This is a genomic window from Rothia sp. 32237D007AR (assembly GCF_053544675.1).
This window is the reverse complement of record NZ_JBPPUO010000002.1, coordinates 44,868-61,713: the sequence shown is the minus strand read 5'-3', so window position 1 is coordinate 61,713 and position 16,846 is coordinate 44,868. Positions and strand designations below refer to the sequence as shown.

The window sequence follows — 16,846 nt, the reverse complement described above, 5'->3', positions numbered from 1 at the left end:
TTTAGCGGCCTGCGCCTGCTAGCTACCGCCTGATGTGCCCCGGCTTACCTGCTGGTCTTGCCAGGCCTTGGCCAAAAGCCCCTGAACTGCTCTGCGGTCAGGCTTGCCAGTGGGCAGGGCAGGCAGCTCAGGGAGTACCTTCACCAGTTTGGGGGCAGACGCTGCCCCCAGTGTCTCTGCCACCAGCTGGGGCAGGGCCTCCACCAGGTCGTGCGGGGGTTCGCTACTGCCAGCTACCAGGGTGATGGCGGCGGTAATAGCGGTACTCCAGCGGCTATCTGGCACCCCGACCACGAGAGCTTCCCGCACGGCAGGGTGGGATTCCAGGGCAGTAGCAACAGCCCCCGCACTGGTCTTGATACCACCAGAAATTAGCACATCATCGGCCCGCCCCATCACTGTAAGAGCGCCAGTGGACTGGTCGAAGCTGCCCAGATCATCGGTACGGTACCAGCGGGTTCCCTGCTCATCGGTAAAGAAATGGGCGGCTGTGCGCTGCTGATCCTGGGCGTAACCGCTGGCAATAGTGGGCCCACCCAACCAGATTCTGCCAGGTGCCTCTGGGCTAGGGGGAGCGTCTTGTGTAGGCTCACAGAAAACGCGGACGCCCGGCAGCGGCTTACCCTCATAAACGCAGCCCCCAGCGGTTTCAGCCGAGCCGTAGGTGCGCACCACAGGTAGGGCCAGGCCGCGGGCGGTGCTGATGAGGTCGGCGCTGGCCGGGGCGCCGCCTAAGAGAAGGGCAGAGAAGGACCGAAGAGCCTCGAGAGTTTCATCGCCTAGGGGGCTATCAAGAGTTTCCAGAAGGTGATGGAGCTGGGTGGGTACCAGGGAAACCAGTCGGTTCTGGGCAGAGAGCTTTTCTGCAGAACTCACAAAATCCTGGGCGGTGAAACGGCCCCTCTGACTTACCGAATCAGTAAGTACAGGAACAGTGCCAGCCAGGGCAGACCGGGCCACCACCTGAGCCCCGGCAACGTACTGCAAGGGCAGGGCAAGGAGCCACTGGGCGGCGTGGGTGTTTGTAGCGGCTTCGGTGCCGCGGGCTGAAGCCACCAAAGCTGAGGCCGATAGCACCGTCTGTTTGGGGGCGCCGGTGGAGCCGCTGGTGGCAACAACCAGGGCGGGGCCGTCCTGCCCCTGGCCAAAGAGCCGCTCAAACTGAGCCAGCATATCCTTGACCGCAGTGAGCGGTTCGTGGTGTAGCTGGGCACCAACCCGAACAGCGTCCTTGCCTGTTTCAACCCTGGCGGTAAGAGGGGATAGGGGTTTGCTTGGGGGCATCACAGTGTATTTCCTTCCACACGGCTCTCTACCCTCAACGATAATAGACTCCTCTGTCGTATGAGACCTAGGAACTGTCTTTTCACATCGGGGAGCTTTAGCCAGTATCTGTGCTGGCAGGTTCCGTACCATGTGAAGTAGCTCCTAGCGAGCTTTGAAAAGGGTGGGAACTTGGGAGTAAATTAATGATGTACTCCTATGTCTAGATTTATAGCCGGGGTACTCACCACGCACCTACTCCAACGAGGACTTCAATGTCAGATTCTTCTATGCCCACTGCCCCTGGGCAGCCCTCACCCTATGCATCCCAGTCTGTCCAAGCGGTACAGGCTCCCCAAGCAGCACAGGCTTCTCAGGTAGCTCAGGCTTATCAGTCAACCCCGGTAGCCCCTGTGCAGCAGCCCGTCCAGTACCAGCAAGCACCGGTTGCCCCTAGCCAGGACCAAGCCCAGCCTATTTACGCCCAGTACCCACCAGTTCAACCTGCACAACCGGTTCAATCCCTACAACCTGGCCAACCTGCACAACCCTATGCTGCTGCCCCGGCAGTACCTCAAGCTCCGGCCCAGAAGTCCCCCTTTAGCATTGGCGCTGTGGCACAGTGGACGGTTTTCTCCCAGATCCTACGCGGCCACACCATCCCTGCCCTAAACATCGCTCACTCATCTTCCCTGTTCTGGGCAGCCCATGTCGCCATCTTCGCTGGTATCGTCGGCCTCTTCTACGCTACTACCATCGCACGTATCAGCGCCGCAGCTACCAGCTTCGCCGATGACCTCCTCGATTCTATGTCAGGAGGCCTCTTCAGCTCCTCCGGCTATTCAAGCTCAGACTACTTCGGGCTAGATTTCGGCGAGTGGTTCCAGCTCTTTATATACGCAGCCCTCCTCTACGTAGCCTATTTCTTCATCCGTTCACTCTGCGTCTGGGCCGTCTGCGGAATCCGCAAACAGAGTGTCCCCTTCTCAGTAGCTGCCACCAATGTCGCCAGCGCCTACACCGGTCAGCTAGTTCTCACCGCTCTACTTTTCATCCTTGTCCTCGTACCCAGCACAGGTTTCGTCTCATTCGTCACCTTCATCGGTATCATGCTCTACGGCCTGCTGAGCTACCTCAGCGAACTGCTTCTCTACACCGCCATCAACCGTTCAGCACCGTTCGCTAAGTCTCCGCTGATGCCACACGTACTTCTCACCGGGGTATCAATGACTGCAACCTTCCTTGCCTTCACCGCCCTCACCTACATATTCGCTGTCTAAGGACCGCCATGAATAAGATCTCTTCAGCCCTGGCCAAGATAACCGGTCTCGCTCTTACAACTATCGCCGCTGGAGCCCTCACATTCGGCAGCACCCCAACTGCTAGTGGCCCAGCTATAGAGCCAACTATCACCATCGAAACTGTTGCCTCAACCGAGCCCATCACCACAGTCTTTGGCGACTCCGTAGACTTCAACCGAGTATCTGTTGACACCGAACTAGGGCTAGCTGGCACTGTACAACAAACCTGGGCCTTCACCGTCGACACAGATCAAGCCAACGTAACCAACGGCCAGCTGCAGAACTACCTGAGCCCAGACCCCTCCGTTGGCACCATTACCAGCGCAGAGAACGCAGGGCAAACAACATACACCGTTTACCTTGAAGGCAAAGACGCCATAGAATTCAACACTAAATTAGGCAGCTATATCCCCGGCGCCTACTTTCAGTTAGAAGAACCTAACGGCTTCTACCTCTGGCCCGGTTACAACGTCCGCATGTATCTGCCCGTGACCGAGTCCAAACTGGCCGGCGGCGTCGACGGAGCCTACACCTACACTCTCAAACTACCCTTCTGGAACTCTTTTGACCCCGCAGGGCAAGCCTTGGTCGCCCAAGGTGTAATCGTCAGCGGCAACACCGTCAGCGGCACACAGAGCAACATGCAAGGCAATGACCTGACCAGTCACATCTACCTTGCAGCTGCTGGCCCTACCCTCGCCAGCCTTATCGTCATGGCGCTACTCCTACTGCTCCTACTCGCACTTGTCTTACTGTTCATCCGCCACCGTGCAGCAACAAGAGATCGCAGACGAAAAGCCAAGGCACGGCGCAAGAAGGCTGCTGCCGCTGCCACTAGCTCAGGTAGTTTTGCCGCCCCTCAAACGGCAGTAGACAACAACCCTACAATTCCGCTGGCCTACCCCCTGGATAACCCTAACCCAGCTCCTGCCGCGGCGCCCTACCAGGTGACTGAAAGCGTCCTGCCCGCTACACCTTCTACACCCGCAGAGCCTGCCCTGCCTACAGCGCCGATGGAGCCAGTTCAGCAGGTCGAGCCAGCTCAGCCGGTTCAGCAGGTCGAGCCAGTTCAGCAGGTGGAGCCTAGCCATGAGGCTGCACCGAGCCAGGCCCCTGAGAAGCTGCTACCTGGTGTGGCTAGCTACCAGGCTCAGGCCTCCTACCCCCAGCCGGATGCAGCACGAAAGGCGTAGCCCTCACCCCAGGTAACCGCTTGGCAAGGTTCTTTCACCGAGCAAAATATGCAGTAGCTGAGATGACCTAAGGAAGCTCAAGGCGCCCCACTTCACAGGTGAAGTGGGGCGCCTTGAGCTGGTACGTGGCGGGGTGCCTGCGATTCATGCGAGAGGCAGAAGAGCTCTTGCTCCTTGCTTACCCTCTATAGCTGGTTACTAACCTTTGCCAGATAGTATGCCTACTTGGTAATGTTGTGGGTAATACGTTCTTTATTCTCAAGGTCGAGATAGGAGTCTTCCCATGCTTGAGGTAACCGGTGCAGAAATCGCGCTTCTCTTGCTATATCTCGCTCTGCTGGTGCTCTTTTTCGTAGTGCTGCTGGGCTTTCACAAGAAAAATAAGACCGAGATCCGGGTGATTCGTAAGCGCCTGGGGCTGGGCGAGAATACTGCGGGCAAGCTGGATAAGGGAGCGTAAACCATGACTGTACTTGCTACTAATCCGCTGGTTCCTACTGCCGGTGAGGCTATTTTTTCTGTGATTGGCCTGGTCTACCTGGTGCTGATGCTGGTTTTCCTGGTCTTTCTGGTCAATGTGCTACTGACCTGGCACCGCAAGAACAAGCTGCGCATTATCGAGCTGGAGTTTGAAGAACGCGCCATTGACAACCGCAAGGCTGCCCGCCGTATGGCAGACTCTGAGGCCTAGTTGGGAGTCTAGCCCCAGGCCGAACGCAAGGACACCCCGCCCCGCCTTCCGCGAAGAAGGTGGGGTGGGGCGTCCTCATTGTGTGCCCGGACGGCGAAAGCCCACCAGACTCGCGCACTGTCCACGAGCGGGGTGGGTAGTACGCGAGTCTGGTGGCCCCTCAGCTATTTTCTTCTGGCTGCTGCGTCTACTCGTAGTGGTATCTCACCGCAGCAATACGCACAGAGTTGCCCACGATTTTGTAAACCAGTCGGTGTTCTTCAGTAATTCTGCGTGACCAGTAGCCGGAGAGGTTGTTGCGCAGGGCCTCAGGCTTGCCAATACCTTCGTTACCGTTGCGTTGAATATCTTTGAGTAGGGCATTGATTCTTTTGAGAACCTTGCGATCTTGCCTCTGCCACCATAGGTAATCTTCCCAGGCCTGACTGCTCCAGATAAGTTCCACGCCGCTGCCTAGTCTTCGAGAAGTGCCTGGCTGGATCCTCCGCCTGCTTCAAGTTCGTCAATTGAATCTAGCAGTCGACGAGCATTGGCAGGAGAACGTAAGAGGTGAGCGGTTTCTTTGAGTGATTCGTATTCGGCAAGTGAAAGAATGACGGCAGGTTCGCGCCCTGCCCTGGTGATGACGACTTCTTCAAGGTCTTCTACTGCGATATCGAGTACCTGGGCGTAGTTGGCGCGCGATTCTGTGTAGGTCATAGTTTTCATCAAAACCTCCTGTACAGAAAACTGTACTCACAGCAGGAGATGGGTGCAAGACGCTACATGCTATTTATAGGTGTAGCCCCAAAAAACCTTTACCTAACAGGTGTAAAAATAAAATTATCTGGACCTAAATTTTTGAACTATCTAGGCATTAATTATGATGGAGGTAACTGTTGCCTGAATATGCCCTAGTAGGCACACTACCTTAGAGGATGCAACTATGATCGCTACTCTTTTCGACCGTAACTTCACTCAGAATGAGCTGAGCAAATTCTCTCGTGTCTGGTCGGAAAAGCTAAGGGAGGTTGAAGAATCTGGCGGCGGTGCAACTGAGAAACAGTACACCCAGCAGTTTTGGATTGGTCTACTCAAGTGCTTTGGCATATCTGATGAACGTACTCTTTTGTTCGAGCGTGAGGCTAAGCGTGCATCGACTCAGAACCGTGGCTGGATTGATGTTTTCTGGCCGGGCATGTTCTTGGTGGAGCAGAAATCGGTCAATAAGCCCTTGGAGGCTGCTGCGCTTCAGGCTGATGATTATCTGAGTGGTGGGTCAATTTCTGACCATGAGTGGCCGCAGTATGTGATTTCCTGCAATTTCAAGAGCTTTGTGCTCACCAATTCTAAGACGAATGAGACCTGGTCTTTTACTCTGAATGAGCTGCCAGAGTACGTAGATCAGCTGAAATTTATCGCTGGCCAGGAAGCTATCGATAAACGCGAAGAGGAAGAAGCTACTATTCAGGCTTCTAAGATTATGGCGCGTCTGTACCAGTCTTTGGTCGGTGAGGACGCGGACGCTCCAGTGGGGAAGGACGCCCCCGAGAGCGCTGGCCAGGAAGACCCAGCTGTAGAACGGGCATCGATTTTTCTAACACGTGTTTTGTTCTTACTGTTCGGTGATGATGCAGGTCTTTGGGAGAACGACCTTTTCTACCGCTTTATTGAAGAACGGACACAGCCGGATGGATCTGATTTGGGGGTACAGATTGCAGGTCTATTTGATTATCTGAATACGCCTGAGCAACAACGAGCACGGGTGCAGAAGAATGTTCCTGATCTGGTGCAGAGGTTCCCCTACGTAAATGGTGGGCTCTTCGCTGAGCGTACCCCTGTGGAGTATTTCAACGCTGAAATGCGGGCTGCTTTGCTTGATGCTTGTCGTTTCCGGTGGACTCGTATCTCGACGGCGATTTTTGGGTCTATGTTCCAGCTGGTGAAGTCACGGGAGGCCCGCCGTGCTGCTGGTGAACATTACACCGCTGAAATAGATATTCTGAAGACTATTGGTCCTCTCTTCCTGGATGAGCTGAGGGCTGAAGCTGATCGTTTGATTGCTTCGAAGTCGACTAGTCGAGCATCCTTTGCTCGTTTCTTGGATTCTTTGACCGAGATGCGTTTTGTTGACCCGGCGTGTGGTTCGGGGAATTTCTTGCAGGTTGCTTATGCCAAACTGCGTGAGATTGAGACTGATGTTTTAGCTGAGATGAACCACCGTGAGGGCGGGGAGACCCAGCTACTGGGTACTTTGGGTACGCGGTTATCGATTGAACAGTTCCATGGGTTTGAGATTAATTGGTGGCCCTCGCGCATTGCTGAGGTAGCTATGTTTTTGACGGAGTTCCAAGCTGACCAGTACTTGGCTTCGAAGGTCGGTGATGCTCCGGTCCGTCTCCCAATTGCTACTACCGCTCAGATTGTTCATGCGGACGCACTCGCCCTAGACTGGCGGGCAGAGGTTCCGGAAACTCGGGGTAAGACCTTTATTTTCGGGAACCCGCCATTTATTGGTCAGTGGACCAAGACTAAGGATCAGACCGAGATGATGAAGCGGGTCTGGGGTAAAGACTACGATGGTTACCTGGATTTTGTGACGGCTTGGTTCAAGAAGTCCTCAGATTTCTTTACGGGCGCTGATGTGCCATCATCCTCCGAGAGAGAGAGAGAGAGAGAGAGAGAGAGAGAGACGGGGAATTTGCCTTCGTTTCAACCAATTCTATTTCTCAGGGGCAGGCCGTGCCTGCGCTTTTCGGCCCGCTCTTTCGAGGCGGCTGGCGTATCAAGTTTGCCTACCGCACCTTTCCATGGAACTCCGAAGCACCAGGTAAGGCCGCTGTGCACTGTGTAATTACGGGCTATATCAGAGACGAGAGCACTCGCCAGCGACTTTTTGACTATGACTGGAATACCAAGGAGACTCAGGAACTCAAGGTGAAGACCTGTGTCAATGCCTATCTGCTGGATGCCCCGAACGTGCTGGTCACTAAACGATCGAAGCCTTTGAGTCCTGAACTTCCGCCTGCTCGATTTGGGTCTAAGCCAGTTGACGGCGGCAATCTCATTATTGAAGTTGATGAGTATGAACGAGTATCTTCTGACCCAGTTGCAGCGAAGTATTTGCGTCCCTTCCGCATGGGGCGGGAGCTTGTAAGAGGTCTCGACCGTTGGTGCCTATGGTTAGAAGACTTAGATCCTGTCGATGTGGAAAAGAGTTCTGAGCTAAAGAATAGGCTTCAGGCAGTTCGGGAAATGCGAATTGCAAGTAGCAAGAGAGCTACTCAAGAACTTGCTGTAACTCCTCATCTATTTGCTGAGAACCATCAGCCTCACGAAGATTATGTGGGTATTCCACGCGTAGTTTCTAGTGGCCGTAAATACTATACTGTAGCTTATCTAAAAGCTGATGTGATTGCCGGCGATAAAGTATACACAGCTATTGATCCAGACGGTTTTCTGTTCGCTGTCATAAGTTCTTCAATGTTTATTACCTGGCAGAAAGCTGTTGGCGGGCGCCTGAAAAGCGATTTAAGTTTCTCAAATACGATTGTTTGGAATAATTTTCCCCTACCTGCAGTAAATCCTAAATTGCGTGAACAAATTATTGAAGCAGGCAGGGGCGTCCAAGTAGCTCGTGAAGCAATCTCTAATCGAGCTACCGGGACAAAATCGTTGGCAGATATATATAACCCCCTAGCGATGGATAGGGGTCTCTTATCTGCCCACAAGAAGTTAGACCGTCTGGTTTGGAGGGCATTTGGGCTATCCAATAGCTTTGTGACTGACAGAGAACTGCTTGTGATTCTATTTAAAAAATATTCAATCCTTGAAGGAGAATAAAATGAAAAACCCTTTTCAGTATGCAGCTGATTCTGCTACAGTCGCTTCCTATACACTTACTGATTTATTCGAAATTAATGATGAGCGGAGAGACGCTCTAAAAAGGGATCGACAAAAACGAGGGCGGCCGGATTCTCGTCAAATTTCTCTTTATAAATCAATTATCACCTCATCTATTGCGGCTTTAGAAGAATTTATTGAAAGTTTTATATTGGTGGGATTCCTTGAAGTGAGTAGATTGGAGGATGAGTCGTTTAGATCTAGTGAAAATCTAAAAAATTTTTTGTCCCGTAAAATTAGTAGAGAAATGCAGAACCCTACACCATCAAGAATTTCGAGTATGAGTCAGCAGTATTTAGGTTATAAAATCACTGATGACTGGAAGGCAAATCTTTATTCTTCCCAAATTCGTTATAAGGTCGTGGAGAGAAAGAAAGGTAGGAATAAGGTAGAGCTGTCGAGTCAAAGCTACACTAATGTAAGCCTGTCTGGTTCGCAGGTAGTATCGGTTCTGGATAAGTTCTGCAAGGTGAGGAATTCATTTGCACATCAAGACTCATCTGTGAATGTGTTCTCGTCTAAAGAAATACAAAAATTTGAAAATATTATCCATACCAGGGAAATTTCTGATGAGCAGAAAAATATGTTGGAGGTTATTTCTTGTTCGTCTGCGTTTTTCCTTAAGGAAAAGATCGAGCCAGGAGAAGACCCTCTGTTGAGCTGGACAGTGCATGAGCGTCACTGTATAAACTCTTTATATCTTTTCTTAAATTTGGTAACATCGTCAATAGATGGTGTTATGAATTACTTATCCGAAGAATATGGTGTGGAGTATGACCCTGTTGTATTTGAGATTGAAAAGGGTAGATGGGCAAAACATTTGGAAAAAAATGAAGTCTTTAGAAGTGAAAATATTTCTTTGAAGCTGGTTGATTATACTCCTAAGTCTCGCATTCGAGGTAATGATTAGTAATTATATCCACAATGTATAAAAATTTTTGATTCGAAATTTTTGGTTTTAGGCGTTAAATAGATTCTTATCTTTGCTGTACTGTTTATTTTAATAAGAGTGTATTGATTTTTCTGTTTTGAGATAATTTTCTCAGTTGTGGTTAGAAAAAGTAAAACCCCCATACTTTGACACAAATCCTCGATTTTTAGCTGAGTTTTATGACGAAGCATGGGGGTAATGGATTTATTAGAAGTAGTAGGGGTAGTTCTCCCAGTTGGGGTCGCGCTTCTCTAGGAAGGCGTCGCGGCCCTCGACGGCCTCGTCGGTCATGTAGGCCATGCGGGTGGCCTCGCCGGCAAAGACCTGCTGGCCGACCATGCCGTCGTCCGGCAGGTTGAAAGCGAACTTGAGCATACGGATAGCCTGCGGGGACTGGCGGGCAATGTGGGCCGCGTACTCCAGGCCCTTGGTTTCCAGCTCAGCGTGGGGCACTACATCATTCACAGCGCCCATCTCGTACATGCGCTGGGCATCGTACTCCTTGGCCAGGAAGAAAATCTCGCGGGCAAACTTCTGACCTACCTGGCGGGCCAGCAGGGCAGAGCCGTAGCCGGCGTCAAAGGACCCCACGGTCGCGTCGGTCTGCTTGAACTTGCCGTACTCTTCTGAGGCGATCGTCAGGTCAGCAACCACATGCAGGGAGTGGCCGCCACCGGCAGCCCAGCCCGACACCAGGGCGATAACCACCTTGGGCATGGTGCGAATCAGGCGCTGCACCTCCAGGATGTGCAGGCGCCCTGCGCGGGCTGGGTCAATTGAGTCGCGGGTCTCGCCCTCTGCGTAGCGGTAGCCGTCGCGGCCGCGGATGCGCTGATCCCCGCCGGAGCAGAAGGCCCAGCCGCCGTCCTTGGCTGAGGGGCCGTTGCCGGTGAGCAGTACGGTACCCACGTTGGAGGTCATGCGGGCATGATCCAGCACTCGGTAGAGCTCATCGACGGTGTGGGGGCGGAAGGCGTTGCGGACCTCGGGCCGGTCGAAGGCGATGCGGACGGTCGGTAGGTCGCGCAGGATCTCACCGGCTTCGTTGCGTTCAACCTGGCGGTGGTAGGTGATGTCGGTGAGGTTTTCAAAGCCTTCGACTAGGCGCCACTGGTGGGGGTCAAAAATGTCAGAGACTTTGGCAGGAAGTTGGTTAGTCATAGCCACCAGTCTACCTAGGGCACAGTCGTGGCAGGTTGCTTTCTCTAGAGAAAAGACGCGGACGCCGCCCCCGCCTTCCTGCCTGAGGGGCAGGGGAGCGGGGTGCGGCGTCCTGATGAGAAGAAGCCGTTAGTGGGAGAGTTCCACGGCGCGGTCGAACTCTTCGTTAATTTCGATTGCTTCGAGAGAATCAGCCTTGTAGGTTGCGATTGATACCAGGTAGGCAACGAGTAGGTTGATGAGGAAGCCGGGCACAATCTCGTACATATAGCCAGAGAGGACCTCGTTGTAGCCCCAGACGAAGATGGTGATGGTTCCTGCGATCATACCTGCTACGGCGCCGGTTGCGGTGAGCTTGCGCCAGTAGAGGGAGAGAATCACGATGGGGCCGAAGGCTGCGCCGAAACCAGCCCAGGCGAAGGAGACGAGGGAAAGCACTGAGGAATCACGGTCCCAGGCCAGTAGACCTGCAATGACAGAGATAACCAGTACGCCTGCGCGGCCTAGCCAGAGGCCCTTGGTATCTGAGAGTTCTTTGCCGCCGCTGGTGAGCTTGTAGAGGTCTTCAGCTAGAGCGGAGGAGCAGACAATGAGCTGAGAGGAGAGGGTAGACATAATAGCTGCAAGCACAGCTGCGAGCACGAACCCTGCCAGCAGGGGGTGAAGCAGAATCTGGGAGAGATCCAGGAATACAGATTCGGCGTTGGTGGCGTCGGTTAGGCTAGCTTCGGGGTGGCGGGCAAAGTAGGCGATACCGATAAGGCCAGCGCTCATGGCACCAACGAGGGTGGCGATCATCCAGGTGATGCCGATGCGGCGGCCGGCGGTGGCGTCCTGAGCGGAACGTAGGCCCATGAAGCGCACGATGATGTGGGGCTGACCGAAGTAGCCTAGGCCCCAGGCTGCGGAGGAGAGGATGCCTAGCACGGTGGTGCCTGCAAAGAGGGAGAGGGCGGTGGGGTTGACTGATTCGATGGTGGTTTCAAGTCCGGTGAAGCCGCCTACATAGACGAGGGCCATGACGGGTAGCACGATGAGGGCGGTGAGCATGAGCAGGCCCTGTACGACATCGGTGTAGGTAGCGCCGAGGAAGCCGCCGAAGAGGGTGTAGCCTACGGTGATGCCAGCAACGAGCAGCATGCCGGTGTGGTAGTTGCCACCGAAGGATGATTGGAAGAAGACGCCACCGGCGACCATGCCGGAGGAGACGTAGAAGGTGAAGAAAATGAGAATGACGAGGGCCGCGAAGATGCGGATGATGCCGCGGGGGTCACGCAGGCGGTTGTGGAAGAAGGAGGGAACGGTTACGGAGTTGCGGGAGACCTCAGTGTAGGCGCGGAGGCGGGGTGCTACGAATTTCCAGTTGAGCCAGGCGCCGATGGTGAGGCCGATAGCAATCCAGGATTCGGCGAGGCCGGTGACGTAGAGGGCCCCGGGTAGGCCCATGAGGAGCCAGCCGGACATGTCGGAGGCACCTGCTGATAGGGCTGCTGCGGTGGGGGAGAGGGAACGCCCTCCGAGCACATAGTCGTCAAGGTTCTTGTTTTTGGTTTTGGCCCAGAGGCCGATGGCGACCATGGCGGCGAAGTAGATGGCTAGGGCCACCAGTTGGTAGGTGGTGTTACTCATGATTTCCTCTTGGAATGGTGGGTGATGATGTGTGGTTTGTCTAAAAGTATCTTGATGTAGGTTACTCGAGATATTTATGGGTGTGCATCTTGCGGCTCTTGGAGGGGCACAATCCAGGGGGCCTGGCGGATGTTTTCTGGGGTGAAGACGGTGAGCATTTCGGCGGCAGTTTCGGGCAGGCGGGGGCTGTTGCCGCCTGTCTGCGTTCCGGTGAGTGGTGGTAGGGGGATGGAGGCTGCAATCATGCGCATCATTTGCTGACTGCTCACCCCGGCGGCGGTGAGCTCGGCTAGGGTGACGGCCCCATCCCGCTTGGCTAACCGTTTGCCTTCGGTGTTGAGGGCTAGCGGTACGTGGGCGTAGGTGGGTACTTGTAATCCTAGTAGCTGGGCTAGGTAGGCTTGGCGGGGTGCGGAGGGCAGCAGATCATCGCCGCGTACTATTTCGGTGACTCCCTGGTAGTTATCATCAACTACGCAGGCGAGGTTGTAGGCGTAGACCCCATCGGCTCGTACGAGTACGAAGTCGTCTACTGCATCGGTGTAGGGCCCGGCAAAGCGGTCGGTGACCGTCCATTCTTTTACCTGGGCTTTGAGGCGTAAGGACGCCGGCCGCACCTGTCTGCGCTCGGTGCGTTCTGCCTCGGTAAGGTTGCGGCAGGTGCCGGGGTAGGCGCCGGGGGCACCGTGCGGGGCGGTGGAGGCCTCCTGGATTTCTTTGCGGGTGCAGTAGCATTCGTAGACTAGCCCTGCTTGGCGGAGGTGGGCGAGGGCGTCCGCGTAGGCGCTGAGGCGGGTGGATTGGTAGAGTACCGGCCCGTCCCAGTCGATGCCTAGGGCGGTAAGGTCAGCTAGTTGGCGTTCTGCTGCCCCTTTTTTGACTCGGTCTAGATCTTCTACCCGCATCACGAAGCGGCCTCCTGCTGAGCGGGCCATCATCCAGGCTAGTAGGGCGGTGCGTAGGTTGCCTAGGTGTAGGTCCCCTGAGGGGGAGGGGGCGTAGCGGCCGCAGGGTGTGGGGCTGGCAGGGGTAGAGGTCATTTCACCAGTCTAGTGCCCGTGCTGCGGGGGTGGGGTTAGGTTGATATTGTGGGTGGCATGGCTTTGTGAAGGTGCATATTTTTATCACATAGGGTTGTTCTGACTAGCTGTAATGTTTGCAAAAAGGGTAATGTGGTGAGAAATAACTGTCTAGCTACTCGTAAACCCGGTGGGCAGTGTGTATTTCAAGTAATTTAGAGGGTATGGCTAGAACTCTTGAAATTGCCGATGGTATCTATCAGATCTCAACGGATAACTACCGTCTTAACTCCGGCCTGATTGTGGGTGCCGAGAAGGCTATGGTCATTGATACCGGTGCTGGGCCGCGTCAGGGAGCTGAGGTTCTTCGAGCGGTACGCCGGGTCACTGACCTTCCTTTGGTGGCGGTTAATACCCACGCGCACTTTGATCGCTTCATGGGTAATGCCGTCTTTGCAGCTGATGGGGTCACTGATATTTGGGCTCATCCACGGACGGCTCGTGCTATTGAAAGTTATGGGGACCGCCAGCGTCTTTATGTTGAGGTGTTAGAACCTGAGATGGCGCACCAGCAGGGCCCTAATACTGAGCTTGTGGTGCCGACCCGTCTTTTACCGGGTGATGGTACCCGCCCGGCTTTTACCCGTGTAGAGCTAGGGCAGCGTGCTGTGACGCTCATGTACCTGGGGTTGGCGCATACTGATGGCGATGTGCTGGTGGGCGTTGATGACGTGCTCTTTACCGGTGATACTGTGGAGCAGGGCTCAGACCCTGCCTTTGATGATTCTTACCCTGAACTGTGGGTGAGCACTTTGCGCACCTTGGCGGGGCTTGACCGTTACCGTATTTTTGTGCCCGGTCATGGGGCTGCGGTTGAGAGTTCCTTCATTGAGCGTATGGCTGAGACTATGGAAGAGGCTGTGCAGAAAATTGCTGATTCTGCTGTGAAGAAGGTTAAGGGGGCTACTACTGCCTCCATGTATCAGCTTCCCTATTCGGGTGGCTCTACTCGCCTGCTGCTAGATCGTCTGCTCACGCTTGAAGCTCGTGAGGCTGAGGGGCAGGGGCTTTCTACTGTCATTTTTGATGGTGATTCCCCGTCTGGTTTGACTGGCCCTATTACCTTGGGCCGGGGGTAAGTTTTTACTGGTTAGGCCCGCAGCGTATGTGGGTGCTGAGCCCGAAGTTGCCTAGCGTTTAGCTGGGCAACTTTGTGTTTAAAGGCTTTTTCTTAGTAGGCCCAGACTTTTCGGTAGGCGCTGCGTTGCTTGTTCTGAGGGCGTAGGAGGGCGACCTGGGTGCTGGTGGTGAGGGCTGCTACTGCTGCGATGAAGCAGATTGCAGCCATAAAGGCTGAACCTGGGATTGGGTTGGTGTAGGTCACCCAGTAGAGGGCTAGGGCGCAGAAGCCTGAGAAGAAACCTGAGATGGACAGCAAGGGCACCAGAATAAGACCTGTCCGTTGGGTGTTGCTCATATCCAGTTCTTCTGAGCGCATGAAGCGCAAAATGACGAGGCCTAGCACGCCCCAGAGGCCGGTGATGAGAATTGCGGTGACCACATCGGCTGGGCGGTGCCAGCCGTTGATGACGGTGGAATAACCGGCGGCTACCGTAAAGACCATGCTGATGAGAGCTACGGTGGGGCGGAAGCGTTTGGGTGAGGCTATGAAGAGGGCTAGGCCTGCTGCTGCGGCGAAGGTGGTGTGGCCTGAGGGGGCTGAGTTGCCCAGTGCCTCTTGGATACCCAGGTTGGGTTTGACGATGATGTAGTTTTTGAGCAGCTGAGTGGTTACATTAGCGCCGACTGCGATGGCTAGGCCAACGAGGGCTGGCACAAAGCGGTGCTTCCAGACCAGCACGAAAAGGATGCCGATAGCTGCGGTGATACCGGCTGCGGTGGGGATGGAGTCGAGCAGGGTTGAGGTCTGCTCAGTGTAGGTCATGAATCGGTAGGAGAATTCTTGGAAGGAAATCTCGTCGAGTTCCTGGCCTGTGGGTGTGGTCAGAAAGAAAACGAAGGAAGCTAATAGAAAGCAGAAGAGGGTGCCAGCTGCGAAGAAGTGCTGGATTAGGGTCCACAGTGAGGGGCGGGTCTGCCGGATGTGGGAGGGGGTGAGCATGTGTAGGCGGCCTGAGGGGGAGTCCTCACCTGAGTGCGCTGCCTGAGTGTACGGTGTAAGCCCGTAGCCTCGCTGGGCTGGGCTAGGGCGAGCTGGTGCGCCGTTGGTGCCGAAGGCCCGTTGAGTCGGCAGGAGCCGGGTGGGGCCAGTAACAAAGGCTCCTGACCCTGTTGAAGAGGGGCGGTTGGTGGGGAGTAGCTCTGTGGCATCGTCGCCGGGGTAAGCCGGTAAGGGGATTGTGCGGTCGTCATAGGCCTGGGGCGATAGCACCTTTGTGGCGTCGTCAGCTGTGCTAGAAACAGCGTTAGAATTACGCTTCTCAAAACTCACAGTTATCCCAAAGACCTTTCTACTGCCTGTAGATACATCACCGAGTCTACCCACCTGTGGCTGTTACTTCAGCCTCAGAGTGTGCGCAAAACTTTTTAGTCCAGGCCCTTTTAGAGGCTAACAGACTCAGCTCGTACTGCTATTGTGGCAAACTCACATGGGACTTTCCTGAGAGAACCCCTAATGTTGCGCGAATGCCTGTCAGGAATCGTGCAGAAGTGGGGGAGGGGTCTAGATTAGAAGATATGACAGCTCGTACCTTATCTCCCGGTTTTTCTCTGCCCCCGTTAGAGAGTGTTTTGGCTGGCGCCTGTGTGGTGGCTCTTCCTATGCGGGTGAGGTTTCGTGGGGTGACGCTGCGGGAAACTGCTCTGATTCAGGGCCCGGCAGGCTGGGGGGAGTTCGCCCCTTTTACTGAGTATGAGCCGGGGGAGGCCTCAGCCTGGTTAGCTTGCGCTCTTGAGGCGGCATGGTTGCCTTACCCGCGGCCGCTCCGTGCGCGGATTCCGCTTAATGCTACGGTCCCGGCGGTGGTTGCTGATGAGGTGGAGGCTGTGCTGGCCCGTTATGAGGGGCAGATAGGCGAGGTCAAGATTAAGGTGGCTGAGGCCGGGCTGCCGTTTGAGGAATCTTTGGCTCAAGACCTGGCCCGGGTGGCGGCTGTGCGTGCTCTTTGCCCTGGGGCCGGTGTGAAGGTGGATGCTAATGGTGGGTGGCAGGAAGACCAGGCTGTGCGTGCCTTGAGTGAGCTCGCTGACTATGACCTGCTCTACGCTGAGCAGCCTGTGCCGGGTGTTGAGGGTTTGGCTCGGGTGCGTGATCGGTTACGTGAGCATGGTAATCCTCTCCTTATTGCTGCTGATGAGGCTGTGCGTAAGGCTGATGACCCCTTGCGGGTGGCTCGCTTGGGGGCTGCTGATTTGCTGATTATTAAGGCTGCCCCTCTGGGTGGGGTGCGGCGGGCGCTGAGGGTGGTGGAGCAGGCTGGTTTGCCTGCGGTTGTTTCATCTGCTTTAGAGAGTTCGGTGGGTATTCGTACGGGGGCGGCTTTGGCTGCGGCTTTGCCTGAGCTGCCTTATGGGTGTGGTTTGGGTACGGTGTCCTTGATGGGTCAGGACGTCACCAGCGCCTCTCTTGTGGCCCGGGACGGTTACCTGCCTCTGCGGGATATTACCCCTGAGGCTTCTTTGTTAGAGCAGGTGGTGGCTAGCCCTGAGCGAACTGCCTGGTGGCACCGCCGTATTGAGGCCTGCTACCGCCTCTTAGAGCAAGAGATAGAGGGAAGTGACAGTTAGAGAGGTAGGGTCCCTTAGCCAATGTGAGG

Annotated in this window: 15 protein-coding genes and 1 pseudogene; 9 read left to right on the top strand and 7 right to left on the bottom strand. The window is 54.9% G+C overall.

All coding sequences use genetic code 11. From position 1 onward, the window contains the following. Nucleotides 1-18 precede the first annotated feature (18 nt). Nucleotides 19-1,284, bottom strand: coding sequence for an AMP-binding protein (locus ACED87_RS01815; protein ID WP_449089524.1), 1,266 nt, complete (start codon nt 1,282-1,284; stop codon nt 19-21). A gap of 254 nt (nt 1,285-1,538) precedes the next feature. Between ACED87_RS01815 and ACED87_RS01810 the strand changes: the two genes are divergently transcribed. The 4 genes from ACED87_RS01810 (at nt 1,539) to ACED87_RS01795 (ending at nt 4,448) form a co-directional block, all read left to right on the top strand. After that, complete coding sequence (locus tag ACED87_RS01810; RefSeq protein ID WP_449089523.1) at nt 1,539-2,543, top strand: hypothetical protein; 1,005 nt, start codon at nt 1,539-1,541, stop codon at nt 2,541-2,543. A gap of 8 nt (nt 2,544-2,551) precedes the next feature. Further along, nucleotides 2,552-3,757 carry a hypothetical protein gene (locus ACED87_RS01805; RefSeq protein WP_449089522.1) on the top strand — a complete coding sequence of 402 codons (1,206 nt, stop codon included), beginning with the start codon at nt 2,552-2,554 and terminating at the stop codon, nt 3,755-3,757. A gap of 283 nt (nt 3,758-4,040) precedes the next feature. Then, entirely contained in the window at nt 4,041-4,217 is a 177-nt protein-coding gene (locus ACED87_RS01800) for a hypothetical protein (protein WP_449081206.1), read from the top strand. 3 nt (nt 4,218-4,220) lie between these two features. Next, on the top strand, nt 4,221-4,448 hold the full coding sequence (locus tag ACED87_RS01795; RefSeq protein WP_449089521.1) for a hypothetical protein: 228 nt from the start codon (nt 4,221-4,223) through the stop codon (nt 4,446-4,448). A 187-nt stretch (nt 4,449-4,635) separates the two neighbouring features. Here the strand turns inward: ACED87_RS01795 and ACED87_RS01790 are convergent, their stop codons facing one another. Both ACED87_RS01790 and ACED87_RS01785 read right to left on the bottom strand, forming a co-directional pair. Further along, a complete protein-coding gene (locus tag ACED87_RS01790) occupies nt 4,636-4,893 on the bottom strand; it encodes a Txe/YoeB family addiction module toxin (protein WP_237237428.1) in 258 nt (85 codons plus the stop codon). Between the two features lie 8 nt (nt 4,894-4,901). Beyond that, nucleotides 4,902-5,156 carry a type II toxin-antitoxin system Phd/YefM family antitoxin gene (locus ACED87_RS01785; protein ID WP_083090784.1) on the bottom strand — a complete coding sequence of 85 codons (255 nt, stop codon included), beginning with the start codon at nt 5,154-5,156 and terminating at the stop codon, nt 4,902-4,904. Between the two features lie 217 nt (nt 5,157-5,373). Here ACED87_RS01785 and ACED87_RS01780 point away from each other — a divergent pair. From ACED87_RS01780 to ACED87_RS01770, 3 genes and pseudogenes are all read left to right on the top strand, one after another. Further along, nucleotides 5,374-7,005 (top strand): annotated as a pseudogene (locus ACED87_RS01780) (DNA methyltransferase); the annotation flags it as partial. A 71-nt stretch (nt 7,006-7,076) separates the two neighbouring features. Continuing rightward, nucleotides 7,077-8,270 (top strand): type IIL restriction-modification enzyme MmeI, encoded by a 1,194-nt coding sequence (locus tag ACED87_RS01775; RefSeq protein WP_449089593.1) that lies wholly within the window; start codon nt 7,077-7,079, stop codon nt 8,268-8,270. Between the two features lies 1 nt (nt 8,271). Then, nucleotides 8,272-9,240, top strand: a complete 969-nt coding sequence (locus ACED87_RS01770; RefSeq protein WP_449081198.1) for a HEPN domain-containing protein — start codon at nt 8,272-8,274, stop codon at nt 9,238-9,240. Between the two features lie 228 nt (nt 9,241-9,468). Here ACED87_RS01770 and ACED87_RS01765 read toward each other — a convergent pair whose 3' ends face one another. The 3 genes from ACED87_RS01765 to gluQRS form a co-directional block, all read right to left on the bottom strand. Next, nucleotides 9,469-10,422: a 1,4-dihydroxy-2-naphthoyl-CoA synthase gene (locus tag ACED87_RS01765; RefSeq protein ID WP_449081196.1), complete on the bottom strand. Its 954-nt coding sequence runs from the start codon at nt 10,420-10,422 to the stop codon at nt 9,469-9,471. Between the two features lie 129 nt (nt 10,423-10,551). Beyond that, nucleotides 10,552-12,051 (bottom strand): sodium/proline symporter PutP, encoded by a 1,500-nt coding sequence (putP, locus tag ACED87_RS01760; protein WP_449089520.1) that lies wholly within the window; start codon nt 12,049-12,051, stop codon nt 10,552-10,554. Between the two features lie 74 nt (nt 12,052-12,125). Then, entirely contained in the window at nt 12,126-13,091 is a 966-nt protein-coding gene (gene gluQRS / locus ACED87_RS01755) for a tRNA glutamyl-Q(34) synthetase GluQRS (protein WP_449081193.1), read from the bottom strand. Nucleotides 13,092-13,294: 203 nt separating this feature from the next. On the opposite strand from gluQRS, the gene ACED87_RS01750 reads away from it, so the two are divergent. Beyond that, complete coding sequence (locus ACED87_RS01750; protein ID WP_449081191.1) at nt 13,295-14,209, top strand: MBL fold metallo-hydrolase; 915 nt, start codon at nt 13,295-13,297, stop codon at nt 14,207-14,209. Between the two features lie 92 nt (nt 14,210-14,301). On the opposite strand, the gene ACED87_RS01745 is transcribed toward ACED87_RS01750, so the two are convergent. Further along, nucleotides 14,302-15,522, bottom strand: coding sequence for a phosphatase PAP2 family protein (locus tag ACED87_RS01745; RefSeq protein WP_449081189.1), 1,221 nt, complete (start codon nt 15,520-15,522; stop codon nt 14,302-14,304). 245 nt (nt 15,523-15,767) lie between these two features. Between ACED87_RS01745 and ACED87_RS01740 the strand changes: the two genes are divergently transcribed. Continuing rightward, nucleotides 15,768-16,817, top strand: coding sequence for an o-succinylbenzoate synthase (locus ACED87_RS01740; protein WP_449081187.1), 1,050 nt, complete (start codon nt 15,768-15,770; stop codon nt 16,815-16,817). Nucleotides 16,818-16,846 lie beyond the last annotated feature (29 nt).

What these genes read in the sequence shown, in the direction of transcription:
- ACED87_RS01815 (WP_449089524.1), bottom strand. Translation starts at nt 1,284, where the DNA reads ATGCCCCCAAGCAAACCCCTATCCCCTCTTACCGCCAGGGTTGAAACA.
- ACED87_RS01810 (WP_449089523.1), top strand. Translation starts at nt 1,539, where the DNA reads ATGTCAGATTCTTCTATGCCCACTGCCCCTGGGCAGCCCTCACCCTAT.
- ACED87_RS01805 (WP_449089522.1), top strand. Translation starts at nt 2,552, where the DNA reads ATGAATAAGATCTCTTCAGCCCTGGCCAAGATAACCGGTCTCGCTCTT.
- ACED87_RS01800 (WP_449081206.1), top strand. Translation starts at nt 4,041, where the DNA reads ATGCTTGAGGTAACCGGTGCAGAAATCGCGCTTCTCTTGCTATATCTC.
- ACED87_RS01795 (WP_449089521.1), top strand. Translation starts at nt 4,221, where the DNA reads ATGACTGTACTTGCTACTAATCCGCTGGTTCCTACTGCCGGTGAGGCT.
- ACED87_RS01785 (WP_083090784.1), bottom strand. Translation starts at nt 5,156, where the DNA reads ATGAAAACTATGACCTACACAGAATCGCGCGCCAACTACGCCCAGGTA.
- ACED87_RS01770 (WP_449081198.1), top strand. Translation starts at nt 8,272, where the DNA reads ATGAAAAACCCTTTTCAGTATGCAGCTGATTCTGCTACAGTCGCTTCC.
- ACED87_RS01765 (WP_449081196.1), bottom strand. Translation starts at nt 10,422, where the DNA reads ATGACTAACCAACTTCCTGCCAAAGTCTCTGACATTTTTGACCCCCAC.
- putP (WP_449089520.1), bottom strand. Translation starts at nt 12,051, where the DNA reads ATGAGTAACACCACCTACCAACTGGTGGCCCTAGCCATCTACTTCGCC.
- gluQRS (WP_449081193.1), bottom strand. Translation starts at nt 13,091, where the DNA reads ATGACCTCTACCCCTGCCAGCCCCACACCCTGCGGCCGCTACGCCCCC.
- ACED87_RS01750 (WP_449081191.1), top strand. Translation starts at nt 13,295, where the DNA reads ATGGCTAGAACTCTTGAAATTGCCGATGGTATCTATCAGATCTCAACG.
- ACED87_RS01740 (WP_449081187.1), top strand. Translation starts at nt 15,768, where the DNA reads ATGACAGCTCGTACCTTATCTCCCGGTTTTTCTCTGCCCCCGTTAGAG.